Genomic DNA, 23003 nt, shown 5'->3' with positions numbered 1-23003 from the left:
GCCTGAATCTCAGCTTCTTCTTGTTTTCGGCCACATTAGGTTACAATACACACATTCCCGCTTTATCGAGTTATTCTATGTATTCTCAAGACACTATCGTTGCCCAAGCCACGGCCCCCGGACGCGGTGGCGTGGGTATTATTCGCATCTCAGGTGCACTAGCAAAGGACGTTGCCGAGCAGATCATCGGCCACTGCCCCAAGACCCGTTACGCCGAATATGTACCCTTTCACGACCTGAATAAGCAACAGCTGGATCAGGGTATCGCCCTATTCTTTCAAGGCCCTAATTCCTTTACCGGCGAAGATGTACTTGAGTTACAAGGCCATGGCGGCCCTATTATTCTCGACATGCTGCTACGTGAAATCGCCGACATCGACGGCGTACGTCTGGCAAAGCCGGGAGAATTCTCCGAGCGTGCATTTTTAAACGATAAGCTTGATTTAACCCAGGCGGAAGCCATTGCCGATTTAATCAATGCCACCTCAGAGCAAGCGGCGAAAAGCGCCCTGCACTCGCTACAAGGTGAATTCTCCAATCACATCACTCAGCTGGTGGAACAGGTTATTCACCTGCGCATGTATGTTGAAGCGGCCATCGACTTTCCCGATGAAGAAATTGATTTCCTCAGCGACGGCAAGGTTGCCGGCGATCTGCAGCAAATACTGGATCAGGTCGAGCAGGTGCGGGCCCAGGCCAAACAAGGCAGCATTATCCGCGATGGCATGCGGGTGGTCATTGCCGGCCGTCCTAACGCCGGTAAATCCAGCCTGCTTAATGCCCTGGCCGGCCGTGAAGCCGCCATAGTTACCGATATCGCCGGTACCACCCGAGACGTGCTTAAAGAACACATTCATATCGATGGTATGCCCCTGCATATAATCGATACCGCCGGACTGAGGGAAAGCCCTGATAAAGTGGAACAGATCGGTATAGAGCGCGCCTGGGAAGAAATAAACCAGGCCGATCGTGTACTCTTTATGGTTGACGCCCAGGACACCCAAGCCAATACGCCAGAGCAAATTTGGCCAGAGTTTGTTGCCAAGCTTCCGGAAAATATGGGCATTACCGTGATCCGTAATAAAGTCGACCTAAGCGGTGAGGAGCTGGGATTTGATGACAGCCATAGCCATCCAGTGCTAAGGATCAGCGCCAAAGAAGGCCTGGGGATTGACCTAGTACGCGAGCACCTAAAAGCCTGTGTCGGCTTTGAAGGCACGCAAGAAGGCAGCTTTATGGCCCGCCGTCGCCATTTAGATGCCTTAGAACGTGCTTTAAGTCATCTGCAAACTGGCCAGGAGCAGCTTGAAGCCCATATAGCCGGCGAAATTCTTGCCGAAGAACTGCGCTTAGCGCAGCAGTATCTTAACGAGATCACCGGTGAATTCACCTCAGATGATCTGCTCGGCAAGATCTTCAGCTCATTCTGTATCGGCAAATAAGCCTCCACAGAGCAAAAAAGCCCGCAATTAAGCGGGTTTTTTTATGTCTACAGCAAAATATCGAACGAAATTAGGGATCAGATCTTCCTTTGTGTAGATTTATCCAGCTAAAAACCACCCCCTCCCTGGGTTTAATAGAAGTTTTAGATCTAAAAAATAAATATATAGATCTAAAATAAAGTATCTATTTGCACAAAACGATCATTATCCACAAGCAAATAATTCACACCCCTAAGAAATAAGCCAATAGCCCTATTTAATCCCTTTTTGATGACCGGGAACAGCTATTTAACCTAAGCTTATCGACTTTTTATCAACAGCTTAGATTTATGAAAAAACTATATTTTTCATAATGATAAAAAAATGTTCCACATTATTTAATATTATTATTTATGCACTGCTAAATAGATCCATTGAGTGGCGTTGGAGATCAGGTATCATACGAGCCACTTAAACGACTAGTTTGACGACATGAAACAGCTGGAAATTATCATAGGCAGCCAAATGGGCGGCACCGAATATGTGGCCGAACACCTAAGCCAACTCTTGGCGGATCAAGGCATAGAAAGTCAGTTGCACGAGCAACCGGATCTACAACATATAGATAGGGATAAACCCTGGCTGATCTGCACCTCAACTCATGGCGCAGGCGACTATCCCGATAATTTACTGGCATTTATCGAACAGTTAGACGCAAATGAACAGCTGACACAGGTTCATTTTGCGGTGATCGGCGTCGGCGATTCCAGCTATGACACCTTTAATTTTGCCGCTAAAAATATCATTTCCTTATTACAAACTAAGGGCGCGACCTTGTTATTGCCGCAATTAGAGATAGATGTGTTGGGTGAGGATCTACCAGAAGATACTGCCGAGCAATGGCTGCCCAATTTGCTGCAGGCATGGAAAAGTGTATAAGGATCTTACCCAAGACTTATTCACAAAATATCGAAAAGTTAGATCCGAATGTGGATAAAGGCTTAGTATCATGAGATCCAAGGGGTGATTATGCACTTGATAAGATCTATCGCGAATTGCCCTGTGTATAAAACAGCTGTTTGATCAGAGCTTATTTACCCTTAGATCCGATCATATCTACAACTACTGGATCGCTTAATCAGTTGAATTGATATAGTTTTTTATGGTTATCAACAGATCTTGACGTTACTAATAGTAAGATCAATAAAAGATCTCTTTAAAGATCCTTTATTTTATATATGATCCACTTTGAGATCTTGAACACTATTTAACCATTTCCCTTCCCCCATTTTCTAGGTAGAATACGCACCCTTTTCTCTTTCTCCGGTTGTAGGAAACGTTAAATGATTTTCCATGAACACTTTGATGTCATTGTTGTAGGCGGCGGTCATGCTGGCACCGAAGCAGCGTTAGCTGCGGCACGTATGGGTATGAATACCCTGCTGTTGACACATAACATGGACACCCTTGGCCAAATGTCTTGTAACCCTGCGATCGGTGGCATAGGTAAGGGTCATTTAGTTAAAGAGATCGATGCCCTAGGCGGCGCCATGGCGAAAGCCATAGATAAGGGTGGGATCCAATTCAGAACCCTGAATTCATCGAAAGGCCCAGCAGTACGTGCAACCCGAGCACAAGCGGATCGCGCTCTTTACAAAGCCGAAATCCAAGCCATTTTACAGGGGCAGGAAAACCTCAAGATCTTCCAACAATCCTGTGATGATCTTATCGTTGAAGGCGATAAGGTAACTGGTGTTGTAACCCAGATGGGTCTGAAATTCAGCGCCCAAAGTGTGGTATTGACTGTAGGTACCTTCCTCGGTGGGCAGATCCATATCGGTTTAGAGAATTTCCAAGGTGGCCGCGCTGGTGATCCACCGTCGATCGCCTTAGCTCGTCGATTACGTGAATTACCGTTTCGCGTTGATCGCCTGAAAACAGGCACACCTCCGCGTATTGATGCGCGCACGGTTGATTTCAGCAAGATGCAAACTCAGCCTGGTGATACCCCAACTCCGGTTTTCTCATTTATGGGCAAGGCCAGTGATCACCCGCAACAGATCCCTTGTTATATCACCTATACCAATGAGAAAACGCACGAGATCATCAATAACAACCTGCACCGTTCGCCCATGTATTCCGGGGTGATCGAGGGCATAGGTCCACGTTACTGTCCTTCGATTGAAGATAAGATCGTTCGTTTTGCCGATAAAGACAAACACCAGATCTTCGTTGAGCCTGAGGGTCTAACCTCCTATGAGCTCTACCCTAACGGTATTTCAACCAGCCTGCCGTTCGATGTGCAAATGGACATAGTGCGCAGCATTACCGGTTTTGAAAATGCCCATATTTGTCGTCCTGGTTATGCCATCGAGTATGATTTCTTCGACCCACGTGATCTAAAACCATCACTGGAGACCAAGTTTATCAATGGCTTGTTCTTTGCAGGTCAGATCAACGGTACTACGGGCTATGAAGAAGCCGGTGCTCAAGGTTTGATCGCCGGTATGAATGCGGCATTGCAAGTGCAAGGCAAAGATGCCTGGACACCGCGTCGTGACGAGGCTTACACAGGCGTGTTGATCGACGATCTTGCCACCTTAGGTACCAAAGAACCGTATCGCATGTTCACCTCGCGTGCCGAATACCGCTTGTTGCTGCGTGAAGACAATGCCGATTTGCGTCTTACCGCCAAGGGCCGTGAACTTGGCCTGATCTGCGATGAGCGCTGGGCGGCGTTTAATGACAAGCTGGAAGTGATGGAGCAGGAAACTCAGCGTATTCGTTCAACCTGGATCCACAAAGATCACCCGGCGTTGGATTCTGTTAATGCCCTGCTGAAAGCGCCTTTAACCCGTGAAGCAAGTTTGGAAGAGCTGATCCGTCGCCCAGAAATTGATCACAAGGCGCTTTATGCCATTACCGGTCTTGAGTCACCGTCAAACAACGAAGCTGCTCTTGAGCAGGTGGCGATTCAAACCAAGTACGCCGGTTATATCGCCCGTCAGCAGGATGAGATAGCCAAGCAGCTGCGCCATGAGCAAACCTTGTTGCCAAAAGACTTCGATTACAGCCAGGTTTCCGGCCTGTCGAACGAAGTAGTCGCCAAACTGACCGACGCTCGCCCAGACACTATCGGCCAGGCATCGCGTATTTCTGGTATTACTCCAGCGGCGATTTCGTTATTATTGGTCTATCTCAAGAAGCAAGGAATGTTACGCAAATCGGCGTAACCAAGGGCAAGCGTGTTAGAAAACAAATTTAAACAATTGCTGGCTAAGGCCAGCATTTCTCTTAGTGAGCAACAAATCCAGCAATTACTTGCCTATGTTGCTTTGCTGGACAAGTGGAACAAAGCCTACAACCTCACCTCAATTCGCGATCCTAAAGACATGCTGATCAAGCACATCATGGATAGCCTGGTTGTGGCCGAGCATCTGAAAGGTCAACACTACATCGATGTGGGCACCGGCCCAGGTCTGCCCGGCATGGTATTGGCCATCGCCCTGCCCGACACCGAGTTTGTCTTACTTGACAGTCTTGGTAAGCGCGTTACCTTCTTAAAGCAGGTAAAACATGAGCTTGGGCTAAAAAATGTTACCCCGGTGCAGAGTCGAGTTGAAGAATATCAGCCAAGTGTTAAATTAGATGGAGTGCTATCTCGCGCCTTTGCCTCTATTGATGATATGCTGCATTGGTGCGCGCATTTAATAGATCAGGACGGACGCTTTATCGCGCTTAAAGGTCAGTACCCTGAGCAGGAATTGGCACACCTTCCCGACGGCTTCTCTTTTGAACAAAACATTGAGCTTAGGGTTCCTGAATTAGAGGGCGAGCGCCATCTTATAATTCTAAAAAAAGATTAATTGGCGAGGATCAACGTGGCTAAAGTCATTGCTATTGCAAACCAAAAAGGTGGTGTGGGTAAAACCACCACGGCCGTAAATTTGGCGGCCTCAATGGCTGCGACCAAACGCAAGGTGTTGCTGATCGATCTCGATCCTCAAGGCAATGCCACCATGGGCAGCGGCGTTGATAAATACGATGACGTTGCTACCGTCTATGATCTGCTGATCGAAGACAAACCCTTCGAAGAGGTAGTGATCACGCAAACTTCAGGCGAGTATCATCTGATCGCCGCTAACGGCGATGTCACCGCGGCGGAAGTCAAACTGATGGAATTGTTCGCCCGCGAAGTGCGCTTGCGCAATGCCCTGGAAAAGATCCTGGCCGACTACGAGTATATTTTTATCGACTGTCCACCGTCGCTGAACATGTTGACCGTCAACGCCATGGCCGCCGCCGATTCTGTGCTGGTGCCCATGCAGTGTGAATATTATGCCTTGGAAGGGATCACCGCCTTGATGGGCACCATAGAGCAGTTAGCGCAACTGGTTAACCCCAAATTACAGATTGAAGGCATTTTGCGAACCATGTACGATCCGCGCAACCGCCTTGCCAACGATGTTTCCGAACAGCTGAAACAGCATTTTGGCGATAAGGTTTATCGGACCGTTGTTCCGCGCAATGTTCGCCTTGCCGAAGCGCCCAGCTTTGGTGCCCCGGCCATGTATTACGACAGAGCTTCTGCGGGAGCCAAGGCGTATCTTGCCTTAGCCGGTGAAATGCTGCGCCGCAAAGAAAAACAAACATCTGCAGTCGCCTAAATCTAGAGGTAAGCGAATCAATGTCTGCTAAAAAACGTGGATTAGGAAGGGGCCTGGACGCCCTGCTCACGTCGTCAAAACCCGTTGCACCTGGCTCAGAGCAAAGCGCCAACGAGGGGCCGAGCGAGCAAGCCGTTAAAGGCGAATTGCAAAAGCTGGCGATCGAGTTTTTACGTCCCGGCAAGTATCAGCCGCGCAAGGATATGGCCGAAGACGCTCTTGAAGAGCTGGCCAGCTCGATTCGTGCCCAAGGTATTATTCAACCAATCGTGGTGCGCCAACTAGGCGAACAGCAGTACGAAATCATTGCCGGTGAGCGTCGCTGGCGTGCTGCACAACTGGCTAAGCTCGACATGGTCCCTTGTTTAATCAAGGATGTTGCCGACGAAGCCGCTGTAGCCATTGCCCTGATTGAAAACATTCAACGTGAAGACCTCAATGCCATGGAAGAAGCCATTGCTTTGGAGCGTTTAATTGAAGAGTTTTCACTGACGCATCAACAGGTTGCCGATGCGGTGGGTAAATCCCGTACCACGGTGACCAACCTGCTGCGTCTGAACAACCTCAACGATGATGTAAAAATCATGTTAGAGCATGGCGATATCGAAATGGGTCATGCCCGTTGCCTGTTGGCGCTCAGTGGTGAAGCGCAATCTGAGGCCGCCCGCAGCGCCGTAGCCAAGGCTTTAACCGTGCGCGAAACGGAAAAACTGGTGCGTTCTCTGCTGGAACCCACAGAAAAGCCGGTTAAAAAAGAAAAAGACCCAGACGTCAAACAGTTAGAGCAAAAACTCCAAGATAATCTCGGTGCCAAGGTTGAAATTAACTACAACCAGAAAGGTAAGGGTAAGTTGGTGATTTCTTACACTAATTTAGACGAGCTTGAAGGCATTTTAGAGCGTATCGACCCGCAGCGAAATCAGGTTTAATAATCCCCTTCTCGCCCCCGTGATCACGGGGGTGAAATTGACACAATTTCATCTTGCTCAAGTTGCAAATTGGCCAGAAATCAGTATAATTTCGCCAGTTTTAGCACCCTAATGAAACTTAACGTAATTAAGGTTAATGGAAAGTGACGCAAAGGTTATCTGGCCCATATCGCCGAGCCGCATTAAAAGGCGTTCTTCTTCAGGGTGTCGTAGCAATCATAGCTGCAGTAATAGTTTTAGTAGGTTGGGAAGTAGATGCCGCGGTTTCAGCATTGGCTGGTGGACTGGTGGCGGTACTTCCTAACTTTTTATTTGCCATCTATGCGTTTCGTTATGTGGGCGCGAGCAAGGCAAAACAAGTGTATGCCTCATTTAAAAGGGGCAACGGATTAAAATTTTTGCTAACGATTTTCTTGTTCGCACTAATATTTAAGCTTTATCCGGTAGTGGCGTTGCCATTTTTCTTCGGTTTTATATTAGTGACGTTTGCACAGTGGTTAGCGCCGATTTTTTTTAATCATTAACTTTTGGGATAAAACATGGCTGCAGGTGAAGAACTTACCTTAACGGGTTACATCCAGCACCATTTAACTAACGGTCAAGTCAGTATTGGCGATGGTTGGTTTTGGAAGCTGAATGTAGATACCCTCGCATGGTCTATCGGTCTTGGACTGATTTTCTTATGGATCTTTAAGCGCGCTGCGAACAAAGCATCGCTTGGTGTTCCTGGGAAATTTCAGTGCTTTATCGAGATGGTCGTTGAATTCGTTGATCAAAACGTGAGAGACACCTTTCACGGTAGAAGTCGACTAATCGCTCCTCTTGCTCTGACGATTTTCGTCTGGGTATTCCTAATGAACTTAATGGACTTGATCCCAGTTGATTTCCTTCCTGCACTTGCGGGTCAAATCGGCGTATTGTCAGGTGCTGTAGAGAGTTCTCACGATGTTTACATGAAGGTGGTACCAACAACCGACCTTAACCTGACGCTAGCGCTGGGTATCGGTGTGTTCGCACTTATCATCTTCTACTCGATTCGTGTTAAGGGCTTAATGGGCTTTATCAAGGAGCTAACGCTTCACCCATTCAGTTCTAAAAACATGGTTGTTCAAGCTCTATTTATTCCGGTTAACTTCATTCTAGAGTTCGTAACTCTGATTGCTAAGCCGGTTTCATTGGGCTTACGTCTATTCGGTAACCTTTATGCTGGTGAACTTATCTTCATCCTGATTGCAGCAATTGGCTTGTTCCAATTACCACTGCACTTTGTATGGGCGGTATTCCACATCCTGGTTATCGTATTGCAAGCATTCATCTTCATGATGCTGACAATTGTTTACCTGAGCATGGCGTCTGAAGACAACCATTAAGAACCGGCTCAAAAAAGATTTTTTTAACTTTAACTTTAATCATTTACAAAAATATTGGAGACAATAATGGAAATCGTACTAGGCCTTAAATATATCGCTGTTGCCCTACTTATCGGTTTTGGTGCCCTTGGTACTGCTATCGGTTTCGGTAACCTAGGTGGTAAATTCCTAGAATCAGCTGCTCGTCAGCCTGAGCTTGCACCTCAACTACAAGTTAAAATGTTCATCGTAGCTGGTCTTATCGATGCGATCGCTATGATCGGTGTAGGTATCGGTCTATACCTATTGTTCGCTGCTTAATATTAGATAAGACATTTAACGCGAACATAAATTGACTTGTAAGGAGGAGCGGACGTGAGTTTAAACGCCACTCTAATTGGTGAATTAATCGCTTTCATCGTTTTTGTATGGTTCTGCATGAAGTTCGTGTGGCCACCACTAAACGGTGCAATCGAGGCTCGCCAAAAGAAAATCGAAGATGGTTTAGCTGCCTCTGACAAAGCTGAAAAAGATCTTGAGCTTGCTCGTAAAAAAGCAACCGAGCAACTTAAAGAAGCTAAAGCAGAAGCCGCTGATATCATCGAGCAAGCTAAAAAGCGTGCGACGCAAATCGTTGACGAAGAGACAACTCGTGGTCACGAAGAGCGTGAAAAAATCATTGCTCAAGGTCATTCAGAAATCGAAGCCGAGCGTAACCGTGCCAAAGAAGAACTGCGTAAGCAGGTTGCTTCTCTAGCGGTTATCGGTGCCGAGAAGATCTTAGAGCGCGAAATCAATGAAGCCGCACATAGCGACATAGTTGAAAAACTTGTTGCCGAGCTTTAATAGGAGGGTATGAGCATGTCTGAACTGACTACTATCGCTCGCCCATACGCTAAAGCGGCTTTTGAATTTGCCGTTGATAAAGGCGCGGTTGATGCCTGGAACGAGATGTTGTTTTTCGTTGGTGAAGTAGCCAAGAATGAACAAGTAGCTCGTTTCCTGTCGAGCAGCGCCTCTGCTGATAAACAAGCTGAAACTATCATTCAGATTTGTGCAGAGCAACTCAACGAATATGGCCAGAACCTGGTAAAGGTAATGGCCGAAAATGGACGTTTAGTCGCCCTACCGGCGGTTGCACAATTATTCGCTGAATTTAAAGCGGATTATGACAAAGAAATCGACGTTGACGTCGTTTCTGCAACCGACCTTGCTGCAGCGCAGCAAGAGAAACTAGTCGCGGCACTTGAAAAACGTTTCGCACGCAAAGTTAAGCTGAATTGTAGTGTTGATAACTCGGTTGTTGGTGGTCTGGTAATTAGAGCCGGCGACACCGTAATCGATGGCAGTATCAGCGGCAAACTTAGCCGTTTGGCCACTACACTACAATCGTAATTGGGAAGAAGAGCATGCAACTTAATTCCACTGAAATTTCTGATCTGATCAAAAAACGTATTGAGCAGTTCGAAGTTGTAAGTGAAGCTCGTAACGAAGGTACTATCGTATCTGTTACTGACGGTATCATCCGCATCCACGGTCTAGCTGACTGTATGCAAGGTGAGATGATTGAGCTTCCTGGCAACCGTTATGCTATCGCACTAAACCCTTGAGCGCGACTCAGTAGGTGCAGTAGTAATGGGTCCATACGCAGACCTTAAAGAAGGCGTAAAAGTACAATCTACTGGTCGTATCCTTGAAGTACCTGTTGGTCGTGGTCTACTTGGTCGTGTTGTTAACACACTAGGTGCTCCTATCGATGGTAAAGGTGCTCTAGATAACGACGGTTTCGAACCAGTTGAAAAAATCGCACCAGGCGTAATCGAGCGTCAATCAGTAGATGAGCCAGTACAAACTGGTTATAAGTCTATCGATGCGATGATTCCAGTTGGTCGTGGTCAGCGTGAGCTTGTAATCGGCGACCGTCAGACTGGTAAAACTGCACTAGCTATCGATGCTATCATCAACCAAAAAGGCACAGGCGTTAAGTGTGTGTACGTAGCGGTTGGTCAAAAAGCATCTACTATCGCTAACGTAGTACGTAAACTTGAAGAGCACGGTGCACTTGAGAACACTATTGTTGTTGTTGCATCTGCTTCTGAATCAGCAGCGCTACAATTCCTAGCGCCATTCGCTGGTTGTACTATGGGTGAATACTTCCGCGACCGCGGTGAAGACGCACTAATCGTATATGATGATCTTTCTAAGCAAGCTGTTGCTTACCGTCAGATCTCACTACTACTTAAGCGTCCACCAGGCCGTGAAGCTTACCCAGGTGACGTATTCTATCTTCACTCACGTCTTCTAGAGCGTGCATCACGTGTAAACGCTGATTACGTTGAGAAGTTCACCAATGGTGAAGTGAAAGGTAAAACAGGTTCACTGACGGCTCTGCCTATCATTGAAACTCAAGGTGGTGACGTTTCTGCGTTCGTACCTACAAACGTTATCTCAATCACCGACGGTCAGATCTTCCTAGAAACTGACTTGTTCAACGCAGGTATCCGTCCGGCCGTTAACGCTGGTATCTCGGTATCTCGTGTAGGTGGTGCAGCGCAAACTAAAATCGTTAAGAAACTAGGTGGTGGTATCCGTCTAGCGCTAGCTCAGTACCGTGAACTAGCGGCGTTCTCTCAGTTCGCTTCTGACCTTGACGATGCAACTCGTGCCCAGCTTGAGCACGGTGAGCGCGTAACAGAGCTAATGAAGCAGAAACAGTACGCACCTATGTCTGTTGCGGAAATGTCTCTGTCGCTATTTGCTGCTGAAAAGGGCTATCTGAAAGACATCGAAATCGCGAAAATCATGGATTTCGAAGCAGCTCTTATCTCATATGCAAACAGCACATACGCAGAGCTAATGGCTGAAATCAATGAAACTGGTAACTACAACGCCGAGATCGAAGCGCAGCTGAAAGAACTTCTAGAGAAGTTCAAGTCTACGCAAACTTGGTAATTAGTTATGAACGGTGAGTTTTAATTTTAAAACTCACCCAGATTCGGAGAAAGAGTCATGGCCAGCGGAAAAGAGATAAAAAGCAAGATCGGGAGTATCAAGAATACTCAGAAGATCACTAGCGCTATGGAAATGGTTGCCGCTTCTAAAATGAAGAAGGCGCAAGACCGTGTGGCTTCAAGCCGTCCATACGCTGAAAACTTACGCAAAGTGATCGGTCATGTTGCTAATGCTAGCCTCGAATATCGCCATGCCTATTTGGAAGAGCGTGAGGTCAAGCGCGTTGGTTATATCGTCATCTCTACCGACCGTGGTTTATGTGGTGGCTTGAACTCTAACGAGTTCAAGAAAGTAGCTTTAGAAGTCAAAGCGTGGAAAGAAAAGGGCGTATCTGCGGATTTCGCCGTACTAGGTAGCAAGGCTGCCGGTTTCTTCCAGCGTTTTGGTGGCTCATTGCTCGCCAAAAAATCAGGTCTAGGCGATGCGCCTTCAGTGCAGGACGTAATTGGTCCTGTAAAGGTTATGCTTGATGCATACAACGAAGGCAAATTAGACCGCTTGTTTGTTGTTTACAACAAGTTTGTAAACACCATGAAGCAAGAACCAACAATCGATCAATTGTTGCCTTTGCCGAAAACAGAAAGCGAAGAACTAGCACACCGCTGGGACTACATCTACGAGCCAGATCCAAAAGCACTTTTGGAAACACTAATGGTTCGCTTTGTAGAATCTCAGGTATATCAAGGTGTGGTTGAAAATGCTGCCTCTGAGCAGGCCGCCCGTATGGTTGCGATGAAAGCCGCAACAGATAACGCAGGCGACCTGATGGATGAGTTACAGCTTGTTTATAACAAGGCTCGTCAGGCCGCAATCACACAAGAAATCAGTGAGATTGTTGGCGGATCAGCAGCAGTTTAATGCTTCGGGCAAAGATTAACGAGAGGAATAGACATGAGTTTAGGTAAGGTCGTCCAAATTATCGGCGCCGTTGTGGACATCGAGTTCCCACAAGACAGCGTGCCTGCCGTATATGACGCACTAAAAGTTACAGACGGCGACCTAGCAGGTCTGACACTAGAAGTTCAGCAGCAGCTAGGTGGCGGTGTGGTACGTGGTATCGCACTTGGTACTACTGACGGTCTACGTCGTGGTACAGCAGTAGAAAACACAGGTGAAGCGATCAAGGTTCCAGTAGGTAAAGCTACTCTTGGTCGTATCATGAACGTACTAGGTGAAGCAATTGACGAAGCTGGCCCAATCGGCGAAGAAGAGCGTATGTCAATTCACCGCGAAGCACCTTCGTACGAAGATCAATCAAGCTCGGTAGAACTACTTGAGACTGGTATCAAAGTAATCGACCTAGTATGTCCATTCGCTAAGGGTGGTAAAGTAGGTCTATTCGGTGGTGCTGGTGTAGGTAAAACCGTAAACATGATGGAACTTATCCGTAACATCGCGATCGAGCACAGCGGTTACTCTGTATTCGCCGGTGTTGGTGAGCGTACTCGTGAGGGTAACGACTTCTATCACGAAATGAACGATTCAAACGTACTTGATAAAGTATCGCTTGTATACGGTCAGATGAACGAGCCACCGGGTAACCGTCTACGTGTTGCTTTGACTGGTCTAACTATGGCAGAGAAGTTCCGTGACGAAGGTCGTGACGTTCTTTTCTTCGTAGATAACATCTACCGTTACACGCTTGCCGGTACTGAGGTATCAGCACTACTAGGTCGTATGCCTTCAGCGGTAGGTTACCAGCCAACTCTTGCAGAAGAGATGGGTGTACTACAGGAGCGTATCGCGTCTACTAAGACTGGTTCAATCACTTCAATCCAAGCGGTATACGTACCTGCGGATGACTTGACTGACCCATCTCCGGCGACTACTTTCGCCCACTTAGATGCGACAGTTGTACTTTCTCGTGATATCGCAGCACTAGGTATCTACCCTGCTGTTGACCCACTTGATTCAACTTCACGTCAGCTTGATCCGCTAGTAATCGGTCAAGAGCACTACGACACAGCTCGTGGCGTTCAAACCGTACTCCAGCGTTATAAAGAGCTGAAAGACATCATCGCCATCCTAGGTATGGACGAGCTGTCTGATGAAGATAAGCAAGTGGTATCACGTGCTCGTAAAATCCAGCGTTTCCTATCTCAGCCGTTCTTCGTTGCTGAGGTATTCACAGGTTCACCTGGTAAATACGTTTCACTAAAAGACACCATTGCTGGCTTTAAAGGCATTCTAAACGGTGAGTTCGACGACATGCCAGAGCAAGCGTTCTACATGGTTGGCTCAATCGAAGAAGCGCAAGAAAAAGCGAAAAGCATGTAATTAGGAGGGGAGTATGGCAGCTATGACCGTACATCTTGATGTAGTTAGCGCAGAAGGAAACTTGTTTTCCGGTCGTGTAGAGACACTTCAAGTGACAGGTAGTGAAGGTGAATTGGGTATTTACCCAGGTCACGCGCCGCTACTAACTGCCCTGAAACCTGGTATGGTGCGTTTGGTTAAGCAACTAGGTGGTGAAGAAATCATCTATGTTGCTGGCGGTACACTTGAGGTTCAACCTCATAGCGTAACCGTGCTGGCTGATATTGCCGTTCGAGCTGAAGAGCTGGACGAGCAAGCAGCAGAGCAAGCTCAACGCGAAGCGCAAGAGCAAATGGATAAAGCACAAAGCGGCGAATTGGATTACCAAAAAGCGGCAGTGCAACTAGAAGAAGCGCTTGCGCAACTTCGTGTTATCCGCCAATTGCGCAATAGCTAATGCTATCGACCGAAAAGGTTTGCAAAAACCCACGCTAACAGCGTGGGTTTTTTTATGCCTGTTCGTTCAATGTTCATAGTGAAGCGGTTACAATATTGCCAATTTGTACACAATGGTACAGTTTTGGCGTTGGTGAAGGCTTGTATGAGCTTTGCTCTATCCAGACACAGGACGTGCTGATTTAAAGCGCCACACTGAATCATGTGACAGTGGATGCGAAAAAAGGATATTAGAATGAATTTGACCACAGTTATTTTGGCCGCGGGTAAGGGAACTCGCATGCGCTCGAAGCTTCCCAAGGTATTGCACCCAATCGCCGGTAAGCCTATGGTGCAGCACGTTATCGATAATGCCAAAGCCCTTGGCGCTAAAGCCACGAATCTGGTTTATGGCCATGGCGGCGAGATGCTGCAACAGCAATTGACCGGTAATGAGTTGAACTGGGTTCTTCAGGCCGAGCAGCTTGGTACAGGCCACGCAGTCGCGGTGGCCAAAGAGCACATTGCGGACAATGATACCGTGCTTATTCTTTATGGTGATGTGCCGCTTACGAAGAAATCGACCTTGGAAAAACTCTTGGCAGCCACACCTGAACGTGGTTTGGCCGTATTAACCGTAGATCTTGAAAACCCGACCGGCTATGGTCGCATGCTGCGTGAAAACGGCAAACTGGTTGGTATCGTTGAGCAAAAAGACGCCACCCCTGAACAACTGGCCATCACAGAAATCAATACAGGTATTATGGCCTGTAACGGCGGTCTGTTGAAAAAGTGGTTAGGCAATCTTTCCAATAACAATGCCCAAGGCGAGTACTATCTTACGGATATCGTCGCCATGGCGCACGCTGAGGGCGTAGAGATCAGTTCAAGCCAGCCTGAGCACCCGATGGAAGTAGAAGGTGCTAATAATCGCGTACAGCTCGCTCAGTTAGAACGTGCGTATCAAGCATGGCAAGCCGAAGAGCTGATGATTAACGGCGCCAGCCTGGCCGATCCTGCCCGTATCGATGTGCGCGGCACGGTCACCACGGGCCAGGACGTACAAATTGACGTAAACGTTATTTTCGAAGGCAACGTAGAGCTGGGCGACGATGTGATCATTGGCCCTAACTGTGTGCTGAAAAACTGTAAAATTGGTGATGGTGTGGTGATCAAGGCCAATACCCTGATTGAAGATGCCACAGTGGCCGCCAAATGTACCCTGGGCCCATTTGCACGCCTGCGCCCGGGTGCGGTGATGGAGGAAGACTCGCACATAGGTAACTTTGTGGAGATGAAGAAATCACGACTTGGCAAGGGTTCAAAGGCAAACCATTTGACCTACCTTGGCGATGCGCAAATCGGCGAGAAGGTGAATATCGGCGCCGGTACCATTACCTGTAACTATGATGGCGTGAACAAGTCGCAAACCATTATCGGCGACAACGCCTTTATCGGTTCTAACTCATCGCTGGTGGCCCCGGTTGAGATCGGCAACACCGCCACCGTGGGTGCCGGCTCGGTAGTAACCGCTAAGGTGGGTGATAACCAGTTGGCCGTAGCTCGCGCAAAACAGCGCAATCTGGATGGCTGGCAACGCCCGGTTAAGAAGAGCTAAAAGCCCTTCCATCATATAAAAAAGAGCCGCTTTTGTTAGCGGCTTTTTCATATCTCACCCAGCAACAAATGTCACAAAGTGCATCAAAGTGTCTTTTTTATTACCAGTAAATTGCAGGTATATGAATAAAACATAACCATCGGCGTGGGGAAGTTATTACAACTTCATTACAAAAAATAAACAACACCGAAGGTTAAGTATGTTTAACTTGAAAAAAGTCTCCTTTATGGTGGCTTCAGCCTTGTATATCGGCAGTTCAGCGGCCAGTGCCGTGAATGCTTCTGCCGAGCAATGGGTTGCACCATCATCAGACTACGCGCCAAAACCTATGATTGAAGAAATGCATTGGTCGGGCGACGTTGCTCAAACTGTAAAAAAACAGGGAAAGATCTTCCGCGCGGAAGAGGGTGTGCATGGTGAGCATACATATATTGTCGAGCTAGAGGATGCGCCGCTGTCGGCGTACGATGGTCAAATTAAAGGTCTGGCTGAAACAAAATCAGTCGTAACCAGTGCTCGCACTCAACAAGGCCAGCCCCTGAACCTAAATACACAGGAACTTTCTAGTTATAACAAATACCTGAGCTCTCAGCGTCAAAACTTCATTACCCAAGCCAGCGCTTTGCAAGGCTTAAGCGTGAATGTTGAGCGCTCCTACTCGGTGGCAATTAATGCCTTCACCACCAGCATGACGCAAGACGAAGCGATGCGTTTGGCTAAAGTACCGGGTGTAAAACGCATTACCCGCTCAAAAGTGTATGAACTTTCAACCTTTAACACCATTGAACAAACTGGTGCGAAGCAACTATGGGCTAATGCTTTTGGTGGCGGCTCTAATAAAGGTGAAGGCATGGTTGTGGGTGTAATTGATACTGGTATCAATTCAGACCACCCATCTTTTGCTGAAGTGGGTGGTGATGGCTATGTTCACGAAAATCCACTAGGTGAAACATTCTTGGGTGACTGTGCGAGCGCTGCATTCTCAGATAAGTGTAATAACAAGCTAATTGGTATTTACTCTTACCCTGAAATCACCAATACCTACAGTGATCCTGTGTTTGCAGAGTCGCGTCCGGCCTATGGTGAAGACTATAACAGCCACGGTTCACACGTAGCGGGTACTGCAGCGGGTAATATTCTTTATGATGTACCATTCAAGCTAGCGGACGCTGCGGCGCAATCAACGGGTGTGGCAACGGATCTGGTCTTTGAAGAAGTATCTGGTATGGCACCACACGCTAATATCATCTCTTATCAGGTATGTTGGCCAGGCGGTTCGGGCGACCCCTATGCGGGCTGTCCAACAACGACTATCCTGGCGGCGATTGAGCAATCGATCATCGACAATGTTGATGTACTGAACGCGTCACTGGGTGGTCTTGAAGAAGATCCTTGGCTAGACCCAATTGAACAAGCATTCTTCAATGCTGCCAATGCCGGTGTATTCGTTGCCGTAGCTGCGGGTAACTCAGGCCCTGAATTAAGCACAGCCGACCACTCATCACCTTGGGTAACTACGGTTGCTGCTCATTCACCGTCTTCAATTGTTGACTTCGGTGCAAAGTCGTTGGCAAACATGTCTGGCGGTGACACTGCTGCGCCGGCCGCTATCAAGGGTTACTCTTCAACATTTGAAGAAGTGACAGGCCTTATTGTTAAGGCGGAAAACTTTGAGAACCCAGGTACAAACTCATTCAACATCGCGGATTGTGATATCCCATTCCCTGCAGGTACATTTGATTTAGCGGATGACCCGGCCACGGTAGATATCGATGAAAGCACACAAGACGTGATTGTTACCTGTCGTCGTAGCTCGCGTCCGCTGTACGAAAAAGCAAATAACGTTGCAGCGGGTGGTGCTGAAGGTGTCATCATTTACAACCGCTTTAGCTTCCAGGATAGCGCATCTATTCCAGTTCTTCCGCACCCATTACCGGCAATTCATATTACCAATGCCGATAGTACTGCGCTTCTCAATTGGCTGGACTCAGGCTCAGGTCATATGGGTACAGTCACCGGTGCCCAGAGTGAGATTGTGCCGGTAGACAAAGAGCGCGTAGCCTACTTCTCAGGCCGTGGCCCATCTTATTTTGGTATCGATACCATGCTGGTGGATATCGCAGCACCGGGTGTAGATATCTATGCACCGAGCTCGGATGATCAACCATTCACCAACAATCCACGCACCGCTGATTGGCAAACCATGTCGGGTACCTCAATGGCGAGTCCGCACGTTGCCGGTGCCGCTGCCTTGCTACAACAATCTCACCCGGAGTGGTCTGTATCTCAGGTGCAATCGGCATTGATGCTAACTGCTGGTAACGATCTAACCAATGCTCGTTTCCTAAGCAACTATAAAGATGATGGTATCAAGTCGAGCTTACAAGACATGGGTGCGGGCCGCATGCGTGTTGAGTTGGCCGACAAAGCAGGCCTAACCCTGCATCAAGATATCGCCGATATGGCCGATGCCAACCCGTCAACGGGTGGTCACGCAGAAGACCTGAACACAGCCTATGTTGTGGATAATACATGTCCAACAAGCTGTACATTCGTGCGTGAGTTCACAGCGACAGAAGACGCAAGTTGGACGGTACACACTGAAGAGTGGATTGGTGCCTTCGAATTAACTGCTGAGCCGGCACAATTTGATATTAAAGCCGGTGAAACGCAGCAAATCGTTATTACCGCCACCAGTAAGCCGCACTCAAGTGCAGCTAGCTACATAGATCTAAGTGGTAACCAAGGCCAAGTGACGCTGGTTTCCAACAACAGTGCTTCACCTGTACTTGAATTGCCAGTATGGACTTTCACTGGTGACCGTGGTCTTCCTGACTACGTTAAAGTTGAGGCACACCGTACTTCTGCTGCTATCGAAGTAGGTCCATTCAATACCGCAGAAGTAACAGACTTCACAGCACGTAGCTACGGCATGGTTAAAGGTGATGCGAAGACCCTCAAATTCTTCTCAGATCCAACCGCTGGCGACCCATTTGATCTTCATGAAGAAGAAGGTGAAATGGTTAACATTAACCACGTCGAGTGGACACAAGTGCCTGAAGGCAGCAAGATGTACAGCGCGAGCGTGGTTGGCGCTGGTATCACTGAGCGTATGATCCTCTTTACAGGTCAGGACGCCAATGGTGATGGTATGGCCAGCATGGACGAAGTGCTTTGTATGTCTACCAACTACAACATCAACAACTTCTGTAACATCGTTGAGCCGAATGCGGGTGATTATTTCACTGTGTTTATGAGCACAGCCTATGTTCCTTACGGTGAAGTAGATGAAGGCCGTGATGTGACCATAGCAACCGGTGTTGTAGGTCAGGATATGGGGGGCTTGGTTGTTAGTGCCGAGCAGCAAATTTCTGGCTACGAACAATACAATGTCAATCTTGCGTACAACCTACCAGAAATGGAAATCGGTGATATCTACTTTGGTGGTTTCGACCTTGGTTCAAACCCTGAAGATGCAGGTAACCTAGGTTATGTACCTGTACTTGTCACGCAAATTGATGATGACGTTACCTTCACAGCAGACAAGCACAAGGCGAGCCCAGGCGATGTTGTTAACTTCACCGTTGATGTGATTGCTAACAATGAAACGCAGGCGCGCAACTTTGCGTTGACCACTGAATTCCCTGAAGGCATTCAGATCATTGCCGACAGTATTGTTTCTACGGCTTCTACACCTGTGACACCTGAAGTAACAGATAACATGTTGTCATTGGTTGGTGTACAGGACACAACTAAAGACGTTGTCCGTAACTACATCATTACAACTAATATCACGGATCAGAGCTGTTCACTGTTAGCGGGTAACTCACCGTACCCGGATTATCTGAACTTGCGTGACCTAGGTTGGCGCACGCTTGAAGGTGTAGAAGGTAATTACAGAAACGAATATAAGTACTCATTTAAAGAATTGATGCAAACCGATATGGATGTGAAGTTCCCATTCTTTAACAAGTATCACTTCGACTCAATCAAGCTAAACCCAGCAGGTCTGGTAACCTTTGGTGATACGGGCCGTACAACGCCGTTCCACGTTGAATTCCCACGTGCAGCGAGCATGCCGCCTCCGCCACCTTACATCATCGCGCCTTTCTGGGTAGGTGATAACACTATTCCTGAGCGCATTGACGCAAGCTCTCGTGTTGAAGGCGATCCTAATGCGGGTATCACGCCAACCTTTACTTACTCACGTGAGTGGTTAGTACTGGAGTGGGATAACGTTGAGCGTACTTACACCGACGGTCAAAGTGTCGACTTTGAAATGTTCATGCGTATGGGCATCAACTATGAGCCGGGTGAGTACGAGCTGATGTTTGCCTACGACAACGTTAATCTGGTTGATAATCAGGGCTCTATCGGCTTTAAAGCTGCCGATGGTCGCATCTTAGTCAATGGTGACATCCCAATGGATGTAAATATTGGTGATGGTTTCGCTTATGACAACATCAACGACCTTGTACATGACGGCTTAGTAGTTTGTATGGACTACACAGGTCCAGAAATCTCTAAGTTCAGCGTGAGCTTTGATGCCTATGTTTCTGAAAAAGCAGCTAATCAGGTACATACATTGTACGTGAACAATGGCCTTGAAGGTTCAGACACCGAGCGCTTGAGCGTAGATCTAGAGGTAATGGGTAACATCACCTTGGTAGACTTAAAAGACCTTTCTGTTGCTGAGAACGAGTCTGTCAGCTTCGATGTTATCTACGCAGATAAAAACGGGGTGAGTAATGAAATCCTGGTAACCGGTGACAACGTAGCCGCGCAAGTGAGTGGCCATGACTCTGGTTCAGCCGTGACCTTAACACCGACTGCTAACTTCCACGGTGAAACCGAAATTACCGTGACGGTTAAAGACAGTGTTAACGGCACCGATATGGCCTCGCAAACCTTTATGCTAATGGTGGTTTCCGATGGCGAAGAGCTAGGTTGTACCGACCCTACAGCAACTAACTTTGATGTGTTAGCCAATACTGATGATGGAAGCTGTACATATCCAGTACAAGTAACGCCTGAAGAGCCAGTGAAAGCAAAATCATCAGGTGGTTCTATGGCCTGGATGTTATTGCTATTCATGCCGTTAGCACTGCTTCGCAGAGCTCGTAACGGTTAACTTTCATAGACCCTAGTAAGTAAAAGCCAATTGGAAACAATTGGCTTTTTTTCTTACCCACCAGCACATTTTTTTCTTATTAATAGAGTTTCTAAATTGTTACAAAAGTGTACATTAATTGCGTTGACTGACACCCCCCCTCGGGCGATGCTGCTACCTCAATTAAAGCGGTGTTTTTCATTAATGAGAGTCGGTAGCAAGGTGAATAAGGCGGGGCTATTTCTGATAATTGCGCTATTGAGTGGCGCTGTGAGTGCGAGTGAAGAAACTATCTACACCGCTCAATCAGGATGGCAGTTTGGTCTTAGCGCCGGTTATGGTGAGATCGAGAACCCGATTCATGATGCTGATGATATTCCCTTGTATGTGATCCCTAAAGTCGAAGTGTTTTATGGCGACTTTGCCTTTAGCAATTTTGAACTATCTTGGACACCCCTGAGTAACGACAACCACCAGCTGTCCTTCATCAGTAAAATGAATCGTGATGGTTTGTATTTTATTGATAGCCTGGCAGCGAGCTCGGTTGTTGCTTCTTTGACGTCCACCGTGAGGCCAGGGGCGCCGCGCCCGCCCAGTACCCAGCAAGAGCCACAACAACCCAAAGTATCGAAAAGAGTGGGGGATATCACCAAAATACCCGATCGGGAGTTATCCTTTTTGGCTGGCGCCCAGTACCTCTTTGATTGGCAGCAATGGCGCCTTAGTGCGAGCTATTTTACTGAAGTGACCAATTATCACCATGGTCAAGAAGGCGCGCTGGTGCTTTCTCGTTATCAGCGGTGGCACAAGCATTTACTCGTTGCCGCGGCTGAGCTTCAATACCAGAGTAATGAAATAACCAAATACTATTATGGCAGTCACCGCCAGGAAATTGCCGCTGGTTTTTCATTGTATCAGCCACAGCATGCGTTCAATAAAGGCCTGCAGCTAACCTACCAATATCAAATTAACGAAGATTGGCGATTTATTTCCGATCTTAAATGGCAGGTGCTAGACAGTGAAATTGCCGACAGTCCGCTAGTATCGAAGCAACATTTGCTTTCTTACTACGCCGGGGTGGCTTGGAGTTTCTGATGAGTCAACGTGTGGCGATGCAGCTTTTCATAACCCTGGTCACCTTGCTGATGCACAACGGTAACGCCAGCGCGCTTGAAAAGCACTATATCAAGGCGAAGCCGGGAACCTGCGTGACCACTCAAACCAGTTGCCAGATAAACCTATTATTAAGTTGGCAAGGAGAGCCTACCACGACCTATTGCTTGCAGGTGGAAGCCGGTGAGCCAAAACTAATTTGCGACGTCCCCAATCGTGCTCAGCACTATAAATTGTCATTGGAAGCCGCGTCCGATGTGATGATTTACCTAGTGCGTAAGCAAGATAAGCAGCGAGTTGCACAGGTGATGATCGACGTGCAACGTCACTTTCTAAATCAAAAGCGTCGCAAGGTAGCTTGGAGTATTTTTTAATGAGTGAACAACAAAAATCTATTCTTTATGTCGAAGACGACCTGAAATTGGCCGAGCTTATCTCTACCTTCCTAATATCTCATGGTTTTTCTGTGACCCATATTAGCTCACCGCATATAGCGGCATTTGAAATGGTGAAGCGGCGCTATGATCTGGTGTTACTCGATATCGGCTTACCGGAAAGCGACGGCTTCAAGGTTTTTGAAGAGCTGCAGCGCCAGTATTCGGTGCCGGTTATTTTCCTCACTGCCAGGCAAAGTCATGTGGATCATATTCATGCCCTGGAACTGGGTGCCGAGGACTACCTGACTAAGCCTATTTCACCTTCTATTTTACTGGCGCGTATTAACCACTGCCTGCGTCGCAATGAACTGAAATACTGTGCTAAGAATGCCGCCCAGTCGCAGACACTGACCATAGGTAATCTGGTGATCAATCGTTATCAGCGTCAGGCGAGTTTAAATGGCGACCGCCTCGAGCTCACCACCGGCGAATTCGATTTATTGGAGAAGTTGGCCTTTAATGTCGGTCAGGTGGTGAGTCGAGAGCATTTATTCGAGGCCGCCATTGGCCGCCAATACGATGGTCAGAATCGCACCATAGATGGACGTGTGAGCCGATTACGTAAAAAATTAGGGGATGCCGATGAGCACCCCAGTCGTATTATCACGGTATGGGGTAAGGGCTATATTCTTTCTCCGGATGCGTGGAAGTGAGTT

General features: G+C 47.6%; 19 protein-coding genes and 1 pseudogene. All 20 read left to right on the top strand.

Annotated elements, in window-relative coordinates; translation table 11 throughout:
• Positions 1-77 precede the first annotated feature (77 nt).
• The 20 genes and pseudogenes from mnmE (at position 78) to C2M24_RS12150 (ending at position 23000) form a co-directional block, all read left to right on the top strand.
• The gene (mnmE, locus tag C2M24_RS12245) at positions 78-1442 is read left to right on the top strand and encodes a tRNA uridine-5-carboxymethylaminomethyl(34) synthesis GTPase MnmE (RefSeq protein ID WP_105215171.1); all 1365 of its coding nucleotides are present in this window, start codon (positions 78-80) and stop codon (positions 1440-1442) included.
• 471 nt (positions 1443-1913) lie between these two features.
• Positions 1914-2360, top strand: a complete 447-nt coding sequence (gene mioC, locus C2M24_RS12240; protein ID WP_105201187.1) for an FMN-binding protein MioC — start codon at positions 1914-1916, stop codon at positions 2358-2360.
• 404 nt (positions 2361-2764) lie between these two features.
• Positions 2765-4654 carry a tRNA uridine-5-carboxymethylaminomethyl(34) synthesis enzyme MnmG gene (mnmG, locus tag C2M24_RS12235; protein ID WP_105215169.1) on the top strand — a complete coding sequence of 630 codons (1890 nt, stop codon included), beginning with the start codon at positions 2765-2767 and terminating at the stop codon, positions 4652-4654.
• A 12-nt stretch (positions 4655-4666) separates the two neighbouring features.
• Positions 4667-5287, top strand: a complete 621-nt coding sequence (gene rsmG, locus C2M24_RS12230; RefSeq protein ID WP_105201185.1) for a 16S rRNA (guanine(527)-N(7))-methyltransferase RsmG — start codon at positions 4667-4669, stop codon at positions 5285-5287.
• 15 nt (positions 5288-5302) lie between these two features.
• A complete protein-coding gene (locus C2M24_RS12225) occupies positions 5303-6088 on the top strand; it encodes a ParA family protein (RefSeq protein WP_105215167.1) in 786 nt (261 codons plus the stop codon).
• 20 nt (positions 6089-6108) lie between these two features.
• Positions 6109-7017 (top strand): ParB/RepB/Spo0J family partition protein, encoded by a 909-nt coding sequence (locus C2M24_RS12220; protein ID WP_105201183.1) that lies wholly within the window; start codon positions 6109-6111, stop codon positions 7015-7017.
• Positions 7018-7160: 143 nt separating this feature from the next.
• Complete coding sequence (locus tag C2M24_RS12215) at positions 7161-7541, top strand: ATP synthase subunit I (RefSeq protein WP_105201182.1); 381 nt, start codon at positions 7161-7163, stop codon at positions 7539-7541.
• 15 nt (positions 7542-7556) lie between these two features.
• Positions 7557-8387, top strand: a complete 831-nt coding sequence (gene atpB / locus C2M24_RS12210; protein WP_105201181.1) for a F0F1 ATP synthase subunit A — start codon at positions 7557-7559, stop codon at positions 8385-8387.
• 66 nt (positions 8388-8453) lie between these two features.
• On the top strand, positions 8454-8687 hold the full coding sequence (atpE, locus tag C2M24_RS12205; RefSeq protein WP_105201180.1) for a F0F1 ATP synthase subunit C: 234 nt from the start codon (positions 8454-8456) through the stop codon (positions 8685-8687).
• Positions 8688-8741: 54 nt separating this feature from the next.
• The gene (atpF, locus tag C2M24_RS12200) at positions 8742-9212 is read left to right on the top strand and encodes a F0F1 ATP synthase subunit B (protein WP_105201179.1); all 471 of its coding nucleotides are present in this window, start codon (positions 8742-8744) and stop codon (positions 9210-9212) included.
• A 15-nt stretch (positions 9213-9227) separates the two neighbouring features.
• Complete coding sequence (gene atpH, locus C2M24_RS12195; RefSeq protein ID WP_105201227.1) at positions 9228-9761, top strand: F0F1 ATP synthase subunit delta; 534 nt, start codon at positions 9228-9230, stop codon at positions 9759-9761.
• Between the two features lie 14 nt (positions 9762-9775).
• A pseudogene (gene atpA, locus C2M24_RS12190) lies at positions 9776-11318 on the top strand (F0F1 ATP synthase subunit alpha).
• Between the two features lie 57 nt (positions 11319-11375).
• Positions 11376-12236, top strand: a complete 861-nt coding sequence (gene atpG, locus C2M24_RS12185; RefSeq protein ID WP_105201177.1) for a F0F1 ATP synthase subunit gamma — start codon at positions 11376-11378, stop codon at positions 12234-12236.
• 33 nt (positions 12237-12269) lie between these two features.
• Positions 12270-13655, top strand: coding sequence for a F0F1 ATP synthase subunit beta (atpD, locus tag C2M24_RS12180; protein WP_105201176.1), 1386 nt, complete (start codon positions 12270-12272; stop codon positions 13653-13655).
• Positions 13656-13668: 13 nt separating this feature from the next.
• Complete coding sequence (locus tag C2M24_RS12175; RefSeq protein WP_105201175.1) at positions 13669-14091, top strand: F0F1 ATP synthase subunit epsilon; 423 nt, start codon at positions 13669-13671, stop codon at positions 14089-14091.
• 234 nt (positions 14092-14325) lie between these two features.
• Positions 14326-15687, top strand: coding sequence for a bifunctional UDP-N-acetylglucosamine diphosphorylase/glucosamine-1-phosphate N-acetyltransferase GlmU (gene glmU, locus C2M24_RS12170; RefSeq protein ID WP_105201174.1), 1362 nt, complete (start codon positions 14326-14328; stop codon positions 15685-15687).
• 199 nt (positions 15688-15886) lie between these two features.
• A complete protein-coding gene (locus tag C2M24_RS12165; protein ID WP_105215165.1) occupies positions 15887-20818 on the top strand; it encodes a S8 family serine peptidase in 4932 nt (1643 codons plus the stop codon).
• 249 nt (positions 20819-21067) lie between these two features.
• Complete coding sequence (locus tag C2M24_RS12160; protein ID WP_158677978.1) at positions 21068-21892, top strand: MipA/OmpV family protein; 825 nt, start codon at positions 21068-21070, stop codon at positions 21890-21892.
• A complete protein-coding gene (locus tag C2M24_RS12155; protein ID WP_105215163.1) occupies positions 21892-22284 on the top strand; it encodes a DUF3019 domain-containing protein in 393 nt (130 codons plus the stop codon). Before C2M24_RS12160 ends, C2M24_RS12155 begins: the two co-directional genes overlap by 1 nt.
• On the top strand, positions 22284-23000 hold the full coding sequence (locus C2M24_RS12150; RefSeq protein WP_105201171.1) for a response regulator transcription factor: 717 nt from the start codon (positions 22284-22286) through the stop codon (positions 22998-23000). Before C2M24_RS12155 ends, C2M24_RS12150 begins: the two co-directional genes overlap by 1 nt.
• Positions 23001-23003: the final 3 nt, after the last annotated feature.

This window comes from Pseudoalteromonas sp. T1lg22 (assembly GCF_002964645.1).
Classification (GTDB): domain Bacteria; phylum Pseudomonadota; class Gammaproteobacteria; order Enterobacterales; family Alteromonadaceae; genus Pseudoalteromonas.
The sequence above is the reverse complement of the archived record's forward strand: the minus strand, read 5'-3'. Positions and strand labels throughout refer to the sequence as shown.

Bases quoted from the DNA above. Each gene is read 5' to 3' on its own strand.
- mnmG (WP_105215169.1), top strand. From the start codon at position 2,765: ATGATTTTCCATGAACACTTTGATGTCATTGTTGTAGGCGGCGGTCAT.
- C2M24_RS12155 (WP_105215163.1), top strand. From the start codon at position 21,892: ATGAGTCAACGTGTGGCGATGCAGCTTTTCATAACCCTGGTCACCTTG.
- atpH (WP_105201227.1), top strand. From the start codon at position 9,228: ATGTCTGAACTGACTACTATCGCTCGCCCATACGCTAAAGCGGCTTTT.
- mioC (WP_105201187.1), top strand. From the start codon at position 1,914: ATGAAACAGCTGGAAATTATCATAGGCAGCCAAATGGGCGGCACCGAA.
- C2M24_RS12175 (WP_105201175.1), top strand. From the start codon at position 13,669: ATGGCAGCTATGACCGTACATCTTGATGTAGTTAGCGCAGAAGGAAAC.
- glmU (WP_105201174.1), top strand. From the start codon at position 14,326: ATGAATTTGACCACAGTTATTTTGGCCGCGGGTAAGGGAACTCGCATG.
- atpE (WP_105201180.1), top strand. From the start codon at position 8,454: ATGGAAATCGTACTAGGCCTTAAATATATCGCTGTTGCCCTACTTATC.
- C2M24_RS12220 (WP_105201183.1), top strand. From the start codon at position 6,109: ATGTCTGCTAAAAAACGTGGATTAGGAAGGGGCCTGGACGCCCTGCTC.
- mnmE (WP_105215171.1), top strand. From the start codon at position 78: ATGTATTCTCAAGACACTATCGTTGCCCAAGCCACGGCCCCCGGACGC.
- atpB (WP_105201181.1), top strand. From the start codon at position 7,557: ATGGCTGCAGGTGAAGAACTTACCTTAACGGGTTACATCCAGCACCAT.
- C2M24_RS12165 (WP_105215165.1), top strand. From the start codon at position 15,887: ATGTTTAACTTGAAAAAAGTCTCCTTTATGGTGGCTTCAGCCTTGTAT.
- atpD (WP_105201176.1), top strand. From the start codon at position 12,270: ATGAGTTTAGGTAAGGTCGTCCAAATTATCGGCGCCGTTGTGGACATC.
- atpG (WP_105201177.1), top strand. From the start codon at position 11,376: ATGGCCAGCGGAAAAGAGATAAAAAGCAAGATCGGGAGTATCAAGAAT.
- C2M24_RS12150 (WP_105201171.1), top strand. From the start codon at position 22,284: ATGAGTGAACAACAAAAATCTATTCTTTATGTCGAAGACGACCTGAAA.